Source organism: Paenibacillus dendritiformis (assembly GCF_015845845.1).
GTDB lineage: Bacteria > Bacillota > Bacilli > Paenibacillales > Paenibacillaceae > Paenibacillus_B > Paenibacillus_B dendritiformis_C.
On the sequence record NZ_LDIG01000131.1, the window covers coordinates 48,262 to 68,541 of the forward strand.

Consider the following 20,280-nt stretch of genomic DNA (forward strand, 5'->3'; position numbering starts at 1 on the left):
CCCTTACGATCCGATCGAGCTTCCGGCGGAGGCTGCGACCGTAACATATGGCGATGGTCGCGCCTTCGGTGTTATTCTTCGAAGCTGTCAAAGCTGTCTGTGTCTGTGTCTTCCGCCATGCCGCTCTCTTCCTGAACAGGCTCCTGCTCGGCCTGGGACTCGCTCTTGATATCAATCTTCCATCCGGTCAGCTTGGCAGCCAGGCGCGCGTTCTGGCCTTTGATGCCGATGGCGAGCGACAATTGATAATCCGGCACGATGACCCGTGCCATCTTCTCGGATTCATACACGGTGACATCGACGACTTTGGAAGGACTGAGCGCATTGGCGACATACTCCTTCACATCGTCCGACCAGCGAACGATATCGATTTTCTCGCCGCGCAGCTCATTCACAATCGTCTGCACCCGCATTCCTTTCGGTCCGACGCAGGACCCTACCGGATCCACCTCTTCGTTCCGGGAGTGAACCGCGATCTTGGAGCGCTGCCCCGCTTCGCGCGCGACCGACTTGATTTCGACGACCCCGTCGAAAATTTCGGGCACTTCCAGCTCGAACAGGCGCTTCAGCAGGCCCGGATGCGTGCGGGACAGAACGATTTGTGGGCCTTTTGTCGTATTTTCCACCTTCGTAATATATGCCTTCACCCGATCTCCATGCTTGAACTTCTCGTTCGGCATCAGCTCATTCAGCGGGAGAACCGCTTCCACCTTGCCCAGATCGACGAAAACGTTGCGCATATCTTGACGCTGCACGATGCCGGTCACGATATCTTCCGCCTTGTCGATGAACGCGTTATAAATAAGGCCGCGCTCCGCCTCGCGAATGCGCTGGGTTACGACCTGCTTCGCTGTCTGGGCTGCAATGCGGCCGAAATCGCGCGGCGTCACTTCGATTTCGCAAATGTCATCCATCTGGTAATTCGGGTTCATCTCGCGGGCGGCGTGGAGCGAGATTTCGAGGCGAGGATCGAGAACCTCGTCCACAACCGTCTTGCGGGCAAATACTTTGATGACGCCCGTCGCGCGGTTCACGTCGACGCGCACGTTTTGCGCGGTGTTGAAATTGCGCTTGTAGCTGGAAATAAGAGCCGCTTCAATCGCTTCAATCAATACATCTTTGCTAATTCCTTTTTCTCGTTCAATTTCGGTCAACGCTTCAATAAAATCCATACTCATGATTGGTTAGCTCCCCCTTTCGACCGGTCACGGCCTGATTCCTGTTCACTTCAAAAAGGATACAAGTTCAAACGGTCCGGCCGGTGCTGAAAACCGGCCAATTTGAACGCGTACGAATATTAAAAGACAATCGCAAGTCGCGCGCTGGCTACTTTGTTATACGGGATGGCGCGGTCTTTGCCGCCAACCTGGACAACCATCGTCTCGCCGTCGAACGACACCAGTTCTCCCTCGAACTCCTTCAATCCGCCAATCGGCTCGTATGTAGTGACAAATACATGCTTGCCTACGGACTTGGCCACATCCTGCGGTTTTTTCAACGGGCGTTCCGCCCCCGGAGACGATACCTCCAAGAAATAAGCATCCTCGATCGGATCGGCCTCATCGAGCTTCTGGCTTACGTACTCGCTGATGCGCCCGCAGTCCTCGATATCGATGCCGCCCTCTTTGTCGACGAAAATGCGCAAATACCAGCTGCTGCCTTCTTTGACATACTCGATGTCGACCAGTTCGAATCCGTTCTCTTCCAAATATGGCGTGATCATGCTTTCGACTACCGATTTAATGTTCGGTGAACTCAAATTCAAGAACCTCCTGCTTAATTGGAAATAGTTGCTGTATATTTCAGAATCCGCACGCAAATATGAAAGAGTGGGTTTCCCCACTCTTTGCGCAACGGATTTATCCACATGATTACCAAAAAAATTATATCATAGCCCTATACGGAATGGCAAGGGCAATCCCAACCTCTGCCTTCCGGGAATATGCCTGTCTGATCTCGAATCGCCCGGTCAGAACAGCGATAGCTGATTGCTCTCCGGCAGCCCGCGGAAGCAGCCCATCTGGCTCAGCAGCTCCACGATCGTCTTCGTCGCCTTGGAGCGGTTCTGGAAGTCTTCCACGGACAGGAATTCTCCCGCTTCGCGGGAAGCCGCGATATTGCGGGCCGCATTCTCCCCGATGCCCTGGACGGCAGAGAATGGAGGGATGAGCGCGCCATCGTCCACCTGGAAGCGGGTCGCGTCGGACCGGTACAGGTCGATCGGCTTGAACGTGAATCCGCGGGCGGTCATTTCGAGCGCCATCTCCAGAATCGACACCATGCTTTTCTCCTTCGTCGTCGCCTGGAATCCCTTCGCTTCGATCTCGCTGATCTTGCGGTTAATCGCATCATAGCCCTGGCAGCACAGCTCGATATCGAAGTCTTCCGCCCGCACCGTGAAATAGGTCGCATAGAATTCAATCGGATGGTAGAGCTTGAAATACGCGGTGCGCACCGCCGAGATAACGTACGCCGCGGCGTGGGCTTTCGGGAACATGTACTGGATCTTGAGACAGGAATCAATATACCATTGCGGCACGTTGCACCGCTTCATCTCTTCGATCCATTCCGGGGTGAGCCCTTTCCCTTTCCGCACGCTCTCGGTAATTTTGAAGGCGAGGCTGGCGTCCATTCCCGCCTTGTAGATTAAGTACAGCATAATCTCGTCCCGGCAACCGATGACGGTCTTGATCGTGCAGACCCCGTTCTTGATGAGCTCCTGCGCATTGCCAAGCCATACGCCCGTCCCGTGGGACAAGCCCGAGATTTGCAGCAAATCGGCGAAGGAGGAAGGCTGCGCTTCCACGAGCATCTGCCGGACGAAGCGCGTTCCCATCTCGGGAATCCCGTAAGTGGCGACCGGCGTGCGTATCTGCTCCGGCGTGACGCCGAGCGCGTCCGTCGAATTGAACAAGCTCATGACCTTCGGATCGTTCATCGGAATCGTCGTCGGATCGACGCCGGTCAGATCCTGCAGCATCCGCATCATCGTCGGATCATCGTGTCCGAGAATATCGAGCTTGAGCAGATTCGCATCGAAGGCGTGGTAATCGAAATGCGTCGTCTTCCACTCGGCCGACGTATCGTCCGCCGGATATTGGACCGGCGTAATATCCTCGACTTCCATGTAATCCGGTACGACGACGATCCCGCCCGGATGCTGGCCGGTGCTCCGCTTCACCCCGGTACAGCCGGCAGCGAGCCGGTTCAGCTCGGCGCCCCTCCAGGACTTCCCGTGCGCTTCCTCATATTTTTTGGCAAAGCCGAACGCCGTCTTCTCCGCCACCGTTCCGATCGTCCCCGCGCGGAATACGTTCTTCTCGCCGAACATGATCTTCGTGAAGTTATGCGCATGCGGCTGATACTCCCCGGAGAAGTTCAAGTCGATATCGGGAACTTTGTCGCCCTTGAAGCCGAGGAACGTCTCGAACGGGATGTCCTGGCCCTCGCCCTTCAGCATCTGCCCGCATTGCGGGCACGGCTTGTCCGGAAGGTCGAAGCCGCTCGGCACGCTTCCGTCCGTAATCCATTCGCTGTGCTTGCATTCCGGATTCTTGCATATATAATGCGGCGGCAGCGGGTTAACCTCGGATATGCCGAGGAAGGTCGCGACGACCGATGAGCCGACAGACCCCCGCGAACCGACGAGATAGCCGTCTTCATTCGATTTTTTGACGAGCCGCTCGGAGATCAGATAGTTGGCGGAGAAGCCGTATTTAATAATCGGCTCCAGTTCCTTTTCAAGCCGCTTGACCACGATGTCCGGGAGCGGGTTGCCGTAGATTTCCTCGGCTGTCCGGTAACAGGTCGTCCGAATCTCTTCGTCGGCCCCTTCGATAATCGGGGTGAACAGCTTGTCCGGGAACAGGACCAATTCCTCGAACCGATCCGCGAGCTCGTTCGTATTGCGGACGACGACATCGTAGGCCGTCTCTTTGCCGAGGAACTCGAATTCCTGCAGCATTTCCGTCGTCGTGCGGAAATGGGCATCCGGCTTCCGCATATCTTTGAGCGGGCTGAAGCCCGTGATGCCGTGAATCGTAATGTCGCGGAACAGCTTGTCCCTCGGGTGGAGATAGTGCGCGTTGCCCGTGGCGACGACCGGCTTGTTCAGCTTTTCCCCGATCTGGACAATTTTGCGCAGCGCCTCCTCGATGTGCTGCTTGGAGGCGACAAGCCCCTTTTCCACCAGATGCATGTACATCGTCAGCGGTTGAATCTCCAGCACGTCATAGAACTCCGCCACCTGCTCGGCCTCTTCGATCGATTTGTTGAGGACCGTCTCGAAAAACTCGCCCTTCTCGCAGCCCGACATGAGCAGCAGCCCTTCCCGCATCTCCACAAGCTTGCTCTTCGGAATGCAGGCGACGCGATTGAAGTATTCGGTATGCGACAGCGACACAAGCTTGTACAAATTTTTCTTGCCGACGCTGTTCAACGCGTAAATATTGCAGTGGAACGGCCGCGCGTTCTTCAGATTCTGGCCGACGTAATCATTCAGGCGGTCGAGCATCTCAATGCCGTAGATCGCCTGCGCATCCTTCAGCAAGCCGTTCAAAATGCCGAAGAGCGCAATCGTGTCGTCAATGGCGCGGTGATGGTTTTCCAGCGACACCTTATATTTGTCCGCCAGCGTATTCAGGCGGTGGTTTTTCAGCGTCGGATGGATCAGCCGGGCCAGCTCCAGCGTATCGATGACCGGATTGGTCAGCTCCCGCATGCCCAGCTTCTTCAGATTGTACTGCACATACCCGACATCGAATCTCGCGTTGTGCGCGACCAAGATCGCGTCGCCGACGAATTCCGTGAACTCGCGCAGCACCTGATCGATATCGGGAGCGTCCTTCACCATCTCATCCGTAATATTCGTCAACTGCTGAATATGGTACGGAATCGGCTCATGCGGATTGACGAAGCTGGCATACCGATCGATCTCCTTGCCGTCCTGCATTTTGACGCCGGCGATCTCCGTCATCTTCGTATTCGTGACCGACAAGCCGGTCGTCTCGATATCGAACACGACATAGGTGGCTTCCTTCAAATTGCGCGGCTCGGCGTTCATGACCACTTCCAGATCGTCGTTAATGACGTTCGCTTCCAGACCGTAGATCATTTTCAAGCCATGCTTCTTGGCTGCCTTGGCCGCTTCCGGATAGCACTGCACGTTGGCGTGATCCGTGACCGCGATCGCTTTGTGGCCCCATTTGGCCGCCTGCTTGATATAGGCGTCAATCGGCGCCACCGCATCCATCGTGCTCATCGTGGAATGGAGATGGAATTCGACCCGTTTCTCCTCTGCCGTATCCTGCCGTTCCGCTGGCGGCGTGATCTCGTTCAGGTCCGAAGGAATCATCACAAGCTCGGGCACCATCATGAAGCGATCGTACTCCACGCGTCCGCGCGCCTTCACCCACATGCCGTTGGCGATGAGGCTAAGCATGGCAAGGTCCTCTTTCGTCTTCGCGAACATCTTCATCATGAGCGAATCGGTGAAGTCCGTCACATTGAACGTGAACAGCGTGCTGCCGTTTCGCAGCTCCTTCATTTCCAGTCCGAAGACGGTTCCCTGGATCGTGATCCGCTTCTCCTCATCCTGAATATCCATAATCGGGGTCGCATCGTCCTTGATATCGTAGCCGACATGGAGGCGTTCCGGCGCTTCCCCGGGAGCGGCCGCTTCCGCCGCCTCGCGCTCGGCTTCGACCATCATCTGCTGGACGACCTGCCGCTCTTCCTCAATCAGCTTGGCCTGAAAGGCCTCATAAGCATCCGCATCGAAGCTGCCTTTCTGCATCGTGAAGCGCAGGGAGCGGGAGAAATACGTCTCGAAAAATTGGACGGCATAACTGTCGATCTGTTTCTTCTTGGCAAGCTCCAATGTCGTCGCTTCGGCCAGCGTCAGCTTGACCAGATCGCCGTCCACCTCGACCTTGGCGCGATGCAGCCAACCGTTGACGGAGGCGACTTCCCGCTTCACCCATTCGACGAACAGCCCCCAATAGGCATCGACAATGTCCGCGTTGCTCACATTTTCATCATAATGAAAAATAATTCGGATCTTCGCGATATGGGACAGCTTCTCCTGCACGCGGAGACAAAAGGTGCGGTAGGCCTCTGCCGGCGCTACCGATGCCTTGCCGATATGGATCGTCCATTCCCGATTGGAACGGCTGCATTCCACCCGCTCGATTCTGGCGTCATGATAACTTCCTTCCGCCAGCTCGGCAGGGATGCCCGCCTGCTTCATTAACAACTCGAATCGCATTCTGTTATCCGACATGCCGATTATTCCACCCCCATGACAACCGGTTGTATCGGTTCGTAATCTTGCTGAATATAGAACTGCCTGTATTACATCGTGATCAAAAGCGGACTTTTTGAACTACCTCTTGAAAAAGAAAAGCTTCCTGCACTCGAGCCATCGTCCGGTGTTCCGTTGGATGTTCCCGCGGAGGAAGCTTGTCCTTCATCCCGCAGCCCGTTCGGCCGGGCACGGCCGTCCGCCAGGCCCCCGCCGGATGACAAGGGCTGCGGCGAACGGATCTATCGCTGCTTAATACGCGCGGGCGAACACGACGGTGTGCTTCGCCTCTTCTCCGCATACGAGGCAGGTCTTTTTGCTCTCTTGCGCAGTGAACGGGATATTGCGGCTTGTGGCGCCCGTCTCGTCCTTGACATGCTTCTCGCATGCTTCCGAGCCGCACCAGCCGGCGAGCGTGAAGCCGCGCTTTTCTTCCATCAGCGCCTTCATCTCGTCGATCGTATCGACCGAATAGAAGTGGTCGTCGCGGAACTGGCGCGCACGCTCGAACATCTCCTGATGAACGTCCTCCAGCATCCGCTTCACTTCTTCGGCCAGCTTGCTCTGCTCCACGATCCGCTTCTCGCCGGATACGCGCGATACGAGCACGCATACGCCGTTCTCCATATCCCGCGGTCCGATCTCCAGACGGACCGGAACGCCGCGCATCTCATACTCGTTGAACTTCCAGCCCGGGCTGATGTCGCTGCGGTCGTCCATCCGGACGCGAATGCCGGCCCGCTTCAATTCCGCGAACAGCTCGTCGGCGCGTCCGACGACTTGATCGCGCAGCTTCGCCGGACCGATCGGGATCATGATGACTTGAGTCGGGGCGACCTTCGGCGGCAGGACGAGTCCCCGATCGTCCCCATGGACCATAATGAGCGACCCGATAAGCCGGGTGCTGACGCCCCACGATGTCGTATGTGCATATTCAAGCTCGTTCTCCCGCCCCAGGAATTGGATATCGAACGCAACGGAGAAGTTCGTGCCCAGATAATGGGATGTCCCCGCCTGAACGGCGCGCCCGTCCTTCATCATCGCTTCGATGGAGAAGGTATCCACCGCGCCGGCAAATTTCTCGGACGGCGTCTTCTGGCCTTCGATTACCGGAATCGCCAAGTAATCCTCGACGAATTCGCGGTAAATCGTAAGCATGCGCATCGTCTCTTCGCGCGCTTCCGCCTCGGTCTCATGCGCCGTATGGCCCTCCTGCCACAGAAATTCGCTCGTACGCAAAAACGGGAGCGTTCTTTTCTCCCAGCGGACGACGTTGGCCCATTGGTTAATGAGCACCGGGAGATCCCGGTATGATTGGATCCACTTCGCATACATATGCCCGATCATCGTCTCGGACGTCGGACGGATGGCCAGCTTCTCTTCCAACTGCTCGCCGCCGGCTTCCGTCACCCATGGAAGCTCCGGGTTGAACCCTTCGACATGCTCCTTCTCCTTTTGGAAGAAGCTCTCGGGAATGAAGAGCGGGAAGTACGCGTTGCGATGTCCCGTCTCCTTGAAGCGGCGATCCAGCTCGTCCTTGATATGCTCCCATATCTCAAAGCCGTCCGGACGGAATACGATGCAGCCGCGGACTGGCGAGTAGTCCATCAGCTCCGCTTTTTTGATAACGTCAATATACCAACGGGAAAAATCCTCCTGCTGGGGCGTAATTTCCGTAACGAACTGTTTCTGTTTCGACATAACCGTTAAAATCCTCCCGAAGACACAACCCCATCGCCCATGATGTTGCGAACAATGATCGTGCCGATAGTCAACCTTTTACTAATCGCAAAATATCGTTGTAGGTTACCGCCAGCATCAGCAGCATCAGCATGGCGAAGCCGACAAAGTGGACCATGCTCTCCCGATTCGGATCGACGGGCTTGCCGCGAAGTCCTTCGATGCCGAGAAAGACGAGGCGGCTTCCGTCCAATGCCGGAATGGGCAGCAGGTTGAATATGCCCAGATACAAGCTAAGTATAGCGGTCCATAAGGTGAGTTGGCCAATCCCCTGCTTCGCGAACTGTCCCGTCACTTCGAACGTGCGCACCGGTCCGCCCAGATCATCCAGACTGAACTGGCCGAAAATAAGCATGCGGAAGCCTTCGAAAATACGCTGTGTCGTATCGACCATGGATATGCCCGCATATTTGAGCGTCTCTCCGATCGTTGCGCTGCGGGTCGGGAAAACCGGCACGATGCCAACCTTGCCGCCTTCCTGGCCTTCCACCTTCACCGGCGTCAGCCGGATGGTGAACCGTTCTTCTCCCCGGACAATCGTCATCTCCACCGGCTTGCCTTCCGATTTCTCGATGATCTCGATCATCTTGTCCCGGTTGCCGCCGACGGCGAAATCGTTCACCTTTTCAATAATGTCGCCCTTCTGCAAATTCGCTTCCGCCGCAGGCATATTCGGTGTCACGTCGCCAATCTTGACATACGACGGGTTCTCGACCGGCATGCCGACCATCTGTATGTAGGCTCCGAACAGAATAAACGCGAGCACGAAGTTCATGAAAGGCCCGGCGAAAATCGCCAGCGCCCGCTGTCCGACCGTCTTGCTGCCGAACTGGCGGTTGTAAGGAGCAATCTGCATGTCCTCGCCTTTGACGATCATTTTCGCTTGCGGATGAACGTCATAGGTCACTTCTTCCCCTTCCACGTCCATCGTAAGCTTCAGCGCATGCTCCAGATCGATCTCCTTCACTTCGCCGCGCACGACTTGCTTGCGCATATCGAGCTGATCGAGGTACAGCTTCACGACTTGATTGTCCTGCAGCCGGACGGCAATCGTCTGTCCGGGCTGTATCTGCACCAGCTCCGGATCCTCTCCCGCCATCCGGACGTAGCCGCCGACCGGCAGCAGCCGGAGCGTATAACGGGTCTCTCCGCGCGTATGGGAGAACACTTTCGGACCAAACCCGATAGCGAACTCTCGAACGAGAATGCCCGCACGTTTTGCAAAGATGAAATGTCCCCACTCGTGAATCGTCACGATGATGAAGAAGACAAGTATGGTTAAGATCACAATTTGTACCATCTGCACGCGATGCATCCTCCTTTACGTTTCGGGTCGCGGTCTTGTCCTATAACGTATGTTCAAAAAGACCGGTTCTCGGCACCGAACTCGAAGAACGGACGTTTTGAACAACCTCTTATAGATTATCATTATTCTCCGATCCCGCACAAGAGAATCCAACGGAGGCCGTCAAGGCCGCAAAATTTGCCGCGCTTCCGCGCGCGCCCGCCGATCCGCTTCCTTAATCTCCTCGAGCGAAGGATGCGCAATGCGGTCATGTCCGGAAATGATCTCGTACACGATGCGCTCGATATCGAGGAACTTGATCTCGCCTTCCCGGAAGCGCGCCACGGCCACTTCGTTCGCGGCATTGAACACGGTTGTCGCCGTTCCGCCGGCTCGTCCGCAATCATAAGCCCAACGCATCATCGGAAAACGATCGAAATCCATCTCGCGGAAATGAAGCTTGCCGATCTCCGCCAAATTAAGGCGGGCCGCAGGGCTGTCCAGACGCTTCGGATACGTCAGCGCGTATTGGATCGGAACCCGCATGTCGGGCACGCCCAACTGGGCAATGATGCTGCCGTCCACATATTCCACGAAGGAATGAATGATGCTCTCCGGATGAATCAGGACATGAATGCGGTCATACGGCATTCGGAACAGCCAATGCGCCTCGATCACCTCCAGGCCCTTGTTGGCCATCGTCGCCGAGTCGACGGTCAGCTTCGCGCCCATCGACCAGTTCGGATGGTTCAACGCCTGCTCCAGCGTCACATTCTCCAGTTGGTCCCGCGAATAGTCGCGGAAGCTGCCGCCGGAGGCCGTTACCGTAATCGAATGCACATCCGCGGCCGCTTCTCCGTTCAAGCACTGGAAGATCGCGGAATGCTCGCTATCCACGGGCAGAATGCTCACGCCCTTTTTATCGGCCAGCTCGGTCACCAGATGACCGGCGGACACCAGCGTCTCCTTGTTCGCCAAGCCGATGCTCTTGCCTTCCGCGATCGCGGCCAAGGTCGACTCCAGCCCGACGCTGCCGACAACCGCCGTAATGACGGTATCGGCTTCCGAAGCCGCCGCCGCCTCAATCAGGCCCTCGTCTCCGTAATAGAGTTCCGTTCCGGCGGGAAGATCGTGGCGAATCCGTTCCGCCGTCTCCCGGTCTTGAACGGATACTTTGCGAGGCCGGAATTCCTTCGCCTGCTCAACGATGGCATCCGCATTCCGCCCCGCCGCCAAGGCTTCAACCGTGAACTCGTCCGCATGATGGCGAACCACGTCCAGCGTCTGTGTACCGATCGAGCCCGTCGATCCAAGCACTGCAATCCGTTTCATTCCTGCACCTCATCTACAATCAATTTTTATGTTCGTCGTGTGCCCGGACTGCCCGTCCATCCGCTATAGCGTCAGCAGGCCAATCAGATGAACGAACGGGAAGACGACGATCCAGCTGTCGCAGCGATCCAGGATGCCGCCGTGGCCGGGCAGAATCGTCCCGGAGTCCTTCACCCCGCGCACCCGCTTGTAGGCCGACTGGATCAGATCGCCGAGCTGCCCGATGACCGCCGCCGAAGCGCCGATCGCAAGCGCCGTGCGCCAATCGAGAATATCCGGCCGGGCGAGTATGAACAAGAACGAGACGATAACCGACGCCGCGATCCCGCCGAGCGCCCCTTCCACCGTCTTGTTCGGACTGATGGCGGGCCACAGCTTATGCTTCCCTAGGGCTCGTCCCGTGAAATAAGCTCCGATATCGGAGGACCAGATGGCCGCGAAGAGCAGCAGCGTCCAGAACAGGCCCTCCTCCATCGAAGTGCGGGTCAGCATCATATATTTGAATCCGATGCCGATATAGAAAGCCCCAAGCCACATTTGGGCGGCGTTCTCGATCGGCACCCGGTTTTTGGTCAATACAGTCATGCACAGCAGGATGAACATGCTGAACCATAGAAGCGTCTCGAACGAGACCGGCCATGAGATGGACCAGCGCTGCCAAGGCACAGCCACAGCAAGCAACGTAGCATAGCCGATGATGGATGTGAGATCGAAGGGGCGGGAATGATGCATGCGGGCAAACTCGTAATAGCCAATCAGGGCCAATGCGAGAAGAAGCAATTCATAAGGCATGCCGCCCATGACGCACAATCCGCCGAATACGATACCGGCTGCAAGCCCCGTAACGATACGCTGTTTCATAACGAATGTTCCTCCAACTTATTGTAATCCGCCATATCTCCGGGTTCGGCGCTGATACTCCAGCACGGCTTCCTTCAAATCCCGTTCCGTGAACTCCGGCCAGTACAAATCGGTAAACCACAGCTCGCTGTAAGCGAGCTGCCACAGCATGAAATTGCTCAGCCGCAGTTCCCCGCTGGTGCGAATCAGCAGATCCGGATCCGGCAAGCTGCTGGACAACAGATGACGATGAATCAGCTCCTCATCGATATCATCCGGCCCTACCACGCCCGCAGCCACGTCCCGGGCGATCTCGCGGAAGCCTTCGATTAATTCCCGCTTTCCGCCGTAATTCAACGCAAAATTGAGTATGAGTCCCGTATTATTCTTCGTTCTCTCCACGGCTTCTTCCATCGCCGCAAGCGTATGATTGGGAAGGCGGTCCCGATAGCCCATCATGCGCACTTGCACGTTCTTCTCCACCAGTTCATCGAGCTCAATGGCGAGGAACTCTTGGGGAAGCTTCATCAGAAAGTCCACTTCTTCTTTCGGGCGCACCCAGTTCTCTGTGGAAAAAGCGTACAGGGTCAGTATTTTGATTCCGAGGTCATTGGCAGCGATGGTGGCGCGCTTCACCGCTTTCATCCCCGTATGGTGTCCTGCGACACGCGGCAATCCGCGGTTCTTCGCCCATCGTCCGTTGCCGTCCATAATGATCGCCACATGCTGTGGGATATTGTCCGGCAGCAGCTCAGGCCCCAGTGTATCCTTCCTGCGCTGCATCCACGCTTGGAATCGCTTAATCATTCGGTCTCCTCCAACCTGTTGATAAGAACCGGCACCGGAAAAAGACAATAAACCCCACCGTGCGGAGGGGCATAAAGATGTCGCACATTGCGGTGCGCCTTCATTAGACTTCCATAATGTCTTTTTCTTTTGCTGCCAATACTTTATCGACTTCCGCGATATATTTGTCCGTCGTCTTCTGGATATCTTCCTGGTGACGGCGGGATTCATCTTCCGAAATATCGGTTTTTTCCAGCTTCTTGATGTCATCGTTCGCGTCGCGGCGGATGTTGCGGATCGCTACCTTCGCGTCTTCGCCGAATTTCTTCGTCTGCTTCACAAGCTCCACACGGCGCTCCTGAGTCAATGCCGGAATGGAGATGCGGATGATAGAGCCGTCATTGACCGGCGTCAAGCCGAGATCCGACTTCATGATCGCGCGCTCGATCTCTCCGAGCGAGCTCTTGTCCCAAGGCTGGATCACCAGCGTGCGCGGATCCGGCGTGCTGATGTTCGCCAATTGATTGATTGGCGTCAACGCGCCGTAGTATTCGACTTGAATGCGGTCAAGCAGCGCTGCGGAAGCACGTCCGGCGCGCAGCGTAGCCAGATCGCGCTTCAAAGCCGCAATTGCCTTTTCCATACGTTCTTCTGCGTTTTTCTTTACCGATTGTGGCACTAGTCTACACTCCCTTTTACAATGGTTCCAATCTTCTCACCGAGCACGACTCGCTTGATGTTGCCGTTCTCAGTCATCGCAAACACAATGAGTGGAATGTTGTTATCCATGCAAAGTGAAGAAGCGGTCGAGTCCATGACGCCCAGATTGCGGTTGAGCACTTCCATGTAAGTCAATTGCTCGAATTTCTCCGCGGTCTCGTCTTTGAACGGATCAGCAGAGTACACGCCATCCACCTTGTTCTTCGCCATAAGGATGACATCGGCTTCAATCTCTGCCGCACGCAAAGCTGCTGTCGTATCCGTCGAGAAGAACGGATTCCCGGTTCCTGCCGCAAAAATGACGACGCGCCCTTTCTCCAAGTGGCGGATGGCCCGGCGCCGGATATAAGGTTCAGCGATCTGCTGCATGGCAATCGAGGTCTGCACGCGTGTCGGCACGCCGATTTGCTCGAGCGCATCCTGCAAGGCAAGTGCGTTCATTACCGTCGCAAGCATCCCCATATAGTCAGCCGTGCCGCGGTCAATCCCTTTTTCGCTGCCTGCGATGCCGCGCCAGATATTGCCGCCGCCGCATACGATGGCAACCTCAACGCCAAGATCCACAACTTCCTTCACCTGTTCTGCAATGGAATTGATGACGCCGGATTCGATCCCGTAGCCTGCCTGACCTGCCAGCGATTCCCCGCTTACTTTTAGCACGATGCGTTTAAAAACCGGTTCTTTCAATGTTTACCCTCCACTTTTGACACGTGCTAAAAAAGAAGGAACACAATGTGTTCCATCTTTTCCAGCGCGTCTGTTGATTGCTAGCAGCCTATGAACGGAAGCGCCCTGTGGCCAGGATTACTTCAAGTTCGCTTGCGCCATTACTTCTTCAACAAAGTTATCTTCTTTTTTCTCCAAGCCTTCGCCCAGCTCATAACGAACGAAGCGGCGGATCGAAATGTTCTCGCCGATCGCGGCGATTTTTTCGTTCAGCAGCGTCTCGATCGTCTTGTCCGGATCCTTGATGAAGGATTGCTCCATCAAGCAGAACTCTTCAAAATACTTGTTGATGCGGCCTTCAACCATTTTTTCAACGATTTTTTCAGGCTTGCCTTCGTTCAGCGCTTGCGCCTTCAAAATTTCTTTTTCCTTCTCGATCTCTTCTTGAGGCACTTCTTCGCGGCGAACGAATTTCGGAGAAGCCGCCGCGATTTGCATCGCGATGTCGCGCGCGAATTCCTTGAATTGATCCGTCTTCGCGACGAAGTCCGTCTCGCAGTTGATCTCTACCAATACGCCGATGCGTCCGCCAGCGTGGATGTAGGATTCAACGACGCCTTCCGTAGCTACGCGGCCCGCTTTTTTCGCTGCCGCCGCCAAGCCTTTCTCACGAAGCAATTCAGCCGCTTTTTCCAGGTCGCCGTTCGCTTCCTCCAATGCTTTTTTGCAATCCAGCATGCCTGCGCCTGTTTTTTCACGCAATTCTTTAACTGCACTTGCACTAACTGCCATGTCTAATTCCCTCCATCAATGAGATATCTCCCGGCGGGAAGCCGGTCGGATTCAAGCTATCGTACCGCTTAAAAAAAGGGCGGTGAGAGGTGAATCACCTGCCAACCACCCTTATTTGTTCATCCAAATGTAAGACGCTGTATTACGCGGATGTTTCTTCGCCTTGATGCGCTTCGACAATAGCGTCTGCCATTTTCGAAGTGAGCAGTTTGACTGCGCGGATCGCATCGTCGTTACCAGGGATAACGTAATCGATTTCGTCCGGATCACAGTTCGTGTCAACGATACCTACGATTGGGATGCCCAATTTGCGAGCTTCCGCCACCGCGATGCGCTCTTTGCGAGGATCGATGACGAACAATGCGCTTGGCAAGCCCTTCATGTTTTTGATACCGCCCAGGAATTTCTCCAGACGCTCTTGCTCTTTGCGAAGCAAGATAACTTCTTTCTTAGGAAGCACTTCGAATGTGCCGTCTTGCTCCATTGCTTCCAGCTGCTTCAGGCGATCGATGCGCTTCTGAATCGTCTGGAAGTTCGTGAGCGTGCCGCCCAGCCAGCGTTGGTTGATGTAGAACATTCCGCAGCGCTCTGCTTCTTCCTTGACGGAATCTTGAGCCTGCTTCTTCGTGCCGACGAACAGGATTGTCCCGTTCTCAGCCGCGAGGGATTTTACGAAGTTGTAAGCTTCCTCGACTTTTTTCACTGTCTTTTGCAGGTCAATAATGTAAATGCCGTTACGTTCGGTGAAGATATATTTGTCCATTTTCGGGTTCCAACGACGAGTCTGGTGACCGAAGTGTACCCCAGCTTCCAAAAGCTGCTTCATGGAGATAACTGCCATCTTCACTGCACCTCCCAATATGGTTATTTGTCCTCCGCCGATGTCATCTTCCTCCAAGACTCCGCCCGATGGGACAGAGCACCCTTGCAGAAATTGATCGACGTGTGTTCTTAACACCGTCAATTAATATACCATAATGACCCATGAGTTGCAACCACTTTTGGCAGGCTAGCCGTTCGGCTTGCGGGTCAGTATGCGCAGCGCTTCCTCATTCGTGGAGGGAACCGGGAACCGGAACGTGCCCGTCCGCAGCTTTCCTTGCTTTTTCTGCTTGGCAACATAGCGCTCGAACTCCTCCGCGCTCTCGACAATTCCCGCTTCGGCCAACTGCTTGGCGATATCCCGTGAACCGCTGCCGTAGGCCACCTTAATCTTCGCTTCCTGCTTCTGCTCCAGATTTGCCTCCCGCTTCGCCTCCGCAGGGGGAGGGTCCAGCTCCTTCGCCGCGGATGAACCCGGCTTCGCCGCCGGGCCGCTTCCGCCGGCCGCCTTCTTCTGCGCGTCCTCCCGCTGACGCGGCGTTCCGCTGCCGGCAGGCGCTGGCGGCTGGTCAGCTCCCCCGCCATCAGCCTTTCCGTCCGCCATCGCGCCGCGCGGAATCAGCTCATAGCCGGCCCGTTCCGCTTGTCTTCGCAGTTCCGGCTCTGACAGCGGCTCGGCGGCGCGCTCGCCGATAAGCGTCAGCTGAAGCAGCACGCTGCCGCAAATTATCCCTGCGCCAAGTCCGATAAGAAACCGACGATCTTTAATCACGGCCGCCCTCCTGTATGCCAAGCTGGATAATAAGCTGAACTTCGCCTATCGGCATGGATAGCCGCTCGGCAATCTGACCCGCCGGCACCTGCTCGTCGGCCAGAGCGAACAGCTCCGGGTACCGGCTGCGGATCGAAGGAGGCTCCGGCGCCCCGGATTCCGCTTGCGCTTCCGTATCCGGGCTGGCCTCCGCCTCCGGAGGAAGGGCTCCGGCCTCCGCCGGCATGGATGAATGCTGCGCTGCCGCCTGCGCCGCTTCCTCCATCTGCGGCGGGGAAGCCTGTCCGTTCCATAAGCGGACGGCCTGCTGCTCCGCCACACGCGCTTCCAGAGCCGCATGCCGTTCCTCGCTTCGGCTCCATCTTTGCTCAAGCTGGTCGATTCGCTTCCTCAGCGCCTCGTCCGTCATCTGCCCCTCTTTTTTCATCCGCTCAATCATGCTGATCAATTTCTCGTTATCGGATTCCAGCTCTCGCATATAATGCTCAAGCGTCTCCTCCATATTGCGCCGAAGCTCGGTGCTGTCGTTCCCCGTTCTCGGCCTGAGCAGGCCGAGAACGACAAGGACCGCCCCCAGCAGCGCTACATAGATCCAAGGTCCCATCGCGGGCACCTCCTTTTCGGCTGCGTTCAGACTCTTCGCGGCCCCATGCGAATGCGTGGCGTCCCTCTCCTGTTCCGCCCGCGCCCGCCATAGCCGCCAATACGGCAAAAAAGGCAACGCGGCACCTTGTGCGACAAGGCGGTCAGCGTTACCGATTCAGCACGTAAAATCAATATGCTTTCCTTTGTAAGGGTGCTCTGCGGGAACAGCCGCAGGAGGAGCTGCCGTCTCCTCCTCTGCCGGCTCCGGCTCGTGGCCGGAGCCATCCGCGCGCGATTGGTCTCGCTTGCCCTCATCCCGGATCCGGGCTTCCTGCGCAGTTTCTACTTGCTCGTTGCGCTCGCGCCGCTTTTTCGTCATCTTCTCCGCTTGCTCGTTCAAGAGCAGCTGTTCGGTAGCAGGCCGCTGCTGCTGCTGTTGATGAACCGCCGATGCCTCTTGCGTCCGGGTTAATGCGATTTGCAGTTCTACCGGCTTTACATTCATCTCATCACCCCAGCCTTCTCCTATAGACGTGGAACACATCTAAACGCGAACTTGCACTACAGTAAGATTGCGAAGCCCACGGCTTGGGGCGCCCTCTGGTTTACGCCGCTATACGTTGCCGTACGCCGCAATAATCTGCCGTATGATTGCCTTGCGTTTGCTGTACGTCCCCATATGCCTCTATTTGTTGCCGTACGGGTGCCATTTCCATCTGGCGCTGTATGCTGTCGCACTACTTCCACCCGTTTCCATATGGTGCTATACGCTATCCACGGATTCCACTCGCTTCCATGTGACTCTACACGTTGCCGCAGCCGCTCTCGGTCGCTCAAAAATCCTGCAAAACTGCAGTTTATTGGGGAGCGCACGGTCAGTGCGCCGGGATTCCTGCAAAAATACAGGAATTCTCACCGTATCGCTTATAAACTAGAGATTTTGAGTAAAAAAGATGTAAAATAGCAGCAATTTCTTCGAAACTCCGTTTCATCGGCGCAAATTGCTGTACAAATGCAGGATTGGCTACTCGCTCGACAGTGTTTTGGCCTTAGTCACCACACTAGTCACCACACTTAGTCACCACGTTAGTGACCACGCCAGTCATTACGCTAGTCATTGCGCTAGTCATTGCGCTAGTCATTGCGCTAGTGAGCACACTAGTCACCATCCCAGTCAATACTCTAGTCACAACATTAGTTCTACATCAGTTCTACATTAGTTCTACATCAGTCACTATGCCAGTCATTACATTAGTCACTACATTAATCACCACGCCTGTCATCCGCCAATCATCACGCCAACCATCACGCCAGCCATGAACGGCCACGAGCAGGCCGAAACGAAACGCATGACGAAGCGGCCGCGTTACACGCTCCCAAACTAACCCTTATAAATAAGAAGACATTGTAATGTCGCCGTCTAGCATCCGGAAGGAGACCCTCTTCGCGGCATCCTTCACATATCGCGTGTTGCGGCCGATGACGATTTTGGCCCCGCCATATATCACATTGAACACGTCGACCGAAGCCGAAGCGGTGTCTTCCAACATCTTCTCAATCTCGAACATGCGCTCGCGCATCTCCGATTGCTGCTCCACGGCTTGCTTCTTGGTGGAAGTCAGCTTGATCCGCATCGCCAATTTATCGCCCGTCAGTTGGCCTGCAGACGCCATCTGATCCAAAATGCGAAGCGCTTTCTCCGTTTTCTCTAAATTTTCCATGCTCGTTTTGAATTTGTGGCGGAGCTCCATCAACTCGTTCCGCAGCTCCGGCTGCACGCCCACCTCGATCGTCGTCGCGGTGGACATCGAATTGCCGATCGTGCGGGCGATGACCTTTTCTCCCGCTTGAATCAGGCCTCCGACGATAAGCCCTTTCGTGCCTTGGCAGATGACCTGCTTGCCTGCCCGTATCGTAGCATGCATAATGCTCTGCGTGACCATGACATCTGTCGCCGCATATACGTTCGCTTCCTGAATGAAAGTGCATTTTACATGAGTGCCCGCCTTGACATAGCCTTTGTTCCCGGCAATGATGCCTCCGCTGATCTCGACGCAGCCGTCGGCCTCGATCTGCGCCCCTTCCACGCCCCCGTATACGCGGATATCGCCCGACGCTTTGACGCGAAAGCCGGTCAGGACATTGCCCCGGATCACGATGGTGCCGATAAAATCGATGTTGCCTGTCCGGTAGTCGACATCCCCGTTCACTTCATAGACCGGGAAGACGTTCAGCTTGTCCCGGTCCGTGAGCGAGACGAGGCCGTCAATCGCGGAATACATCGCTCTTTCTTCCGGATCGACGACGACGTTCTTCCCGATTTTGAATCTCGCGTCGCGTCCTCGCTTCGGCTTGATCGGCTCCCCCGTCACGGAGATGCCGGGGATGCCGTCGGTCGGAGGAATGCGCTGGGCAATCATCTGTCCTTTTCTTACATTATCAAGCTGCTTGACTTCCTTCAGATCAACCGTTCCGTCTTCCTGCTCAACCGGCTTGTGATCCTGCTTGCCCGTGCGTACCAGGAGACGAACTGAGCCGTCTTCACCGTCTACGGGTGCCTTGCCATGAGCAATCATCGTTGCGCCGCGCGCAAAGGCTTGCGGATTCGAAGCAATCTCCTGCAGTACCCGCGTTTGGATGCCGAAGCGTATGTTGTTGCTGTGCAGCAATGTCTCCAGCTGTTCCGCAGTGCATTGAAACGTGGGCTCGAATTTGGCAAATTGAATATAGCCATATAGCTTGTCCTCAGAAATCGTAACTTCTACATAGTCTTCCAAAGCCACTGCCGTACTCACGAAAAATCCCCCTTTCGGTTTTATCGGTTTGCCTTCGTGCCCCTCTAGTTGTCATTTACGCTTCCAGCAGCATGCTCTTATGCTTTTCCAATGCCGTTCGGAGACGCAAAATCGCTTTGGAATGAAGCTGGGAAATGCGGGAAGGAGACAGCGACATCACTTCGGCAATCTCGCTCAGAGACAGATCCTCGTAATAGAAGAGCGAGATGACCATCCGCTCCTTCTCGGTCAGCTTCTCGATTCCATAGATAAGCGATTCCTTCAAGTAGTGCTCGTTCACTTTGCTTTCCGGGTTCTTCGCCTTTTCATCCACCAATAACGACAGGCGCGTCTCGGATTCATCCTCGCGGATCGGGTCCTCCAATGAGCAGACGGACATAATGTTCACGTCATGCAGCATCCCCTGGAATTCTTGCTCGCTCACATTCAAATATTCGCTCATTTCACTGTCCGATACGGACCGCAAATACCGCTGCTCAAGCTGCTGGTAGGCCTCCTCGATTTTTTTCGCCTTCTCCCGCACCGAACGCGGGACCCAATCGCCCTGCCGCAGACCGTCCAGAATAGCTCCGCGCACGCGCCAGGAGGCGTATGTCTCGAACTGGAGGCCGCGCTGGTAGTCGAACTTCTCGATCGCGTCGATCAGGCCCATGACGCCGTGGCTGGATAGATCGTCCTTGCTGACGTTGCGGGGCAGCCCGGCGGCGAGCTTGTTGGCGACGAATTCGACGATGGGCAAGTGAATTTCGATAAGTTGTTTCTTCGCCTCGACATCCCCATTATCCTTCCACTGTTCCCAAAGCTCATAATGAGAGCACGGTTTGATTTTCTGAACGCTCACCGA

The 20,280-nt window shown here is 55.8% G+C and carries 17 protein-coding genes; all 17 read right to left on the reverse strand.

Features of this window, described 5'->3' with window-relative positions:
- Window positions 1–71 precede the first annotated feature (71 nt).
- Window positions 72–1,178 (reverse strand): transcription termination factor NusA, encoded by a 1,107-nt coding sequence (nusA, locus tag ABD76_RS11905; RefSeq protein WP_197257135.1) that lies wholly within the window; start codon window positions 1,176–1,178, stop codon window positions 72–74.
- Between the two features lie 119 nt (window positions 1,179–1,297).
- Window positions 1,298–1,759 (reverse strand): ribosome maturation factor RimP, encoded by a 462-nt coding sequence (gene rimP / locus ABD76_RS11910; protein WP_168181003.1) that lies wholly within the window; start codon window positions 1,757–1,759, stop codon window positions 1,298–1,300.
- 210 nt (window positions 1,760–1,969) lie between these two features.
- Window positions 1,970–6,280 carry a PolC-type DNA polymerase III gene (locus tag ABD76_RS11915; protein WP_206765619.1) on the reverse strand — a complete coding sequence of 1,437 codons (4,311 nt, stop codon included), beginning with the start codon at window positions 6,278–6,280 and terminating at the stop codon, window positions 1,970–1,972.
- Window positions 6,281–6,553: 273 nt separating this feature from the next.
- Window positions 6,554–8,002: a proline--tRNA ligase gene (gene proS, locus ABD76_RS11920; RefSeq protein WP_197257137.1), complete on the reverse strand. Its 1,449-nt coding sequence runs from the start codon at window positions 8,000–8,002 to the stop codon at window positions 6,554–6,556.
- 70 nt (window positions 8,003–8,072) lie between these two features.
- Window positions 8,073–9,347: an RIP metalloprotease RseP gene (rseP, locus tag ABD76_RS11925; RefSeq protein ID WP_197257139.1), complete on the reverse strand. Its 1,275-nt coding sequence runs from the start codon at window positions 9,345–9,347 to the stop codon at window positions 8,073–8,075.
- A 162-nt stretch (window positions 9,348–9,509) separates the two neighbouring features.
- Entirely contained in the window at window positions 9,510–10,658 is a 1,149-nt protein-coding gene (locus tag ABD76_RS11930; protein ID WP_197257141.1) for a 1-deoxy-D-xylulose-5-phosphate reductoisomerase, read from the reverse strand.
- 63 nt (window positions 10,659–10,721) lie between these two features.
- Window positions 10,722–11,519 carry a phosphatidate cytidylyltransferase gene (locus tag ABD76_RS11935; protein WP_197257143.1) on the reverse strand — a complete coding sequence of 266 codons (798 nt, stop codon included), beginning with the start codon at window positions 11,517–11,519 and terminating at the stop codon, window positions 10,722–10,724.
- A gap of 18 nt (window positions 11,520–11,537) precedes the next feature.
- Window positions 11,538–12,305: an isoprenyl transferase gene (locus ABD76_RS11940; protein ID WP_197257145.1), complete on the reverse strand. Its 768-nt coding sequence runs from the start codon at window positions 12,303–12,305 to the stop codon at window positions 11,538–11,540.
- A 103-nt stretch (window positions 12,306–12,408) separates the two neighbouring features.
- The gene (gene frr / locus ABD76_RS11945) at window positions 12,409–12,963 is read right to left on the reverse strand and encodes a ribosome recycling factor (RefSeq protein WP_197257146.1); all 555 of its coding nucleotides are present in this window, start codon (window positions 12,961–12,963) and stop codon (window positions 12,409–12,411) included.
- Window positions 12,963–13,691 (reverse strand): UMP kinase, encoded by a 729-nt coding sequence (pyrH, locus tag ABD76_RS11950; RefSeq protein ID WP_006286753.1) that lies wholly within the window; start codon window positions 13,689–13,691, stop codon window positions 12,963–12,965. The genes frr and pyrH overlap by 1 nt, the downstream gene beginning before the upstream one ends.
- A 117-nt stretch (window positions 13,692–13,808) precedes the next feature.
- Window positions 13,809–14,462, reverse strand: a complete 654-nt coding sequence (gene tsf / locus ABD76_RS11955) for a translation elongation factor Ts (RefSeq protein WP_168180996.1) — start codon at window positions 14,460–14,462, stop codon at window positions 13,809–13,811.
- Between the two features lie 142 nt (window positions 14,463–14,604).
- Window positions 14,605–15,303, reverse strand: a complete 699-nt coding sequence (rpsB, locus tag ABD76_RS11960) for a 30S ribosomal protein S2 (protein WP_168180995.1) — start codon at window positions 15,301–15,303, stop codon at window positions 14,605–14,607.
- A gap of 168 nt (window positions 15,304–15,471) precedes the next feature.
- Entirely contained in the window at window positions 15,472–16,056 is a 585-nt protein-coding gene (locus ABD76_RS11965; protein ID WP_197257147.1) for an endolytic transglycosylase MltG, read from the reverse strand.
- The gene (locus ABD76_RS11970) at window positions 16,049–16,660 is read right to left on the reverse strand and encodes a BAR domain-containing protein (RefSeq protein WP_197257148.1); all 612 of its coding nucleotides are present in this window, start codon (window positions 16,658–16,660) and stop codon (window positions 16,049–16,051) included. Before ABD76_RS11970 ends, ABD76_RS11965 begins: the two co-directional genes overlap by 8 nt.
- 156 nt (window positions 16,661–16,816) lie before the next feature.
- Entirely contained in the window at window positions 16,817–17,146 is a 330-nt protein-coding gene (locus tag ABD76_RS11975) for a hypothetical protein (protein ID WP_197257149.1), read from the reverse strand.
- 883 nt (window positions 17,147–18,029) lie between these two features.
- The gene (locus ABD76_RS11980) at window positions 18,030–19,436 is read right to left on the reverse strand and encodes a FapA family protein (protein ID WP_197257150.1); all 1,407 of its coding nucleotides are present in this window, start codon (window positions 19,434–19,436) and stop codon (window positions 18,030–18,032) included.
- A gap of 55 nt (window positions 19,437–19,491) precedes the next feature.
- Window positions 19,492–20,277: a FliA/WhiG family RNA polymerase sigma factor gene (locus tag ABD76_RS11985; protein ID WP_111155404.1), complete on the reverse strand. Its 786-nt coding sequence runs from the start codon at window positions 20,275–20,277 to the stop codon at window positions 19,492–19,494.
- Window positions 20,278–20,280 lie beyond the last annotated feature (3 nt).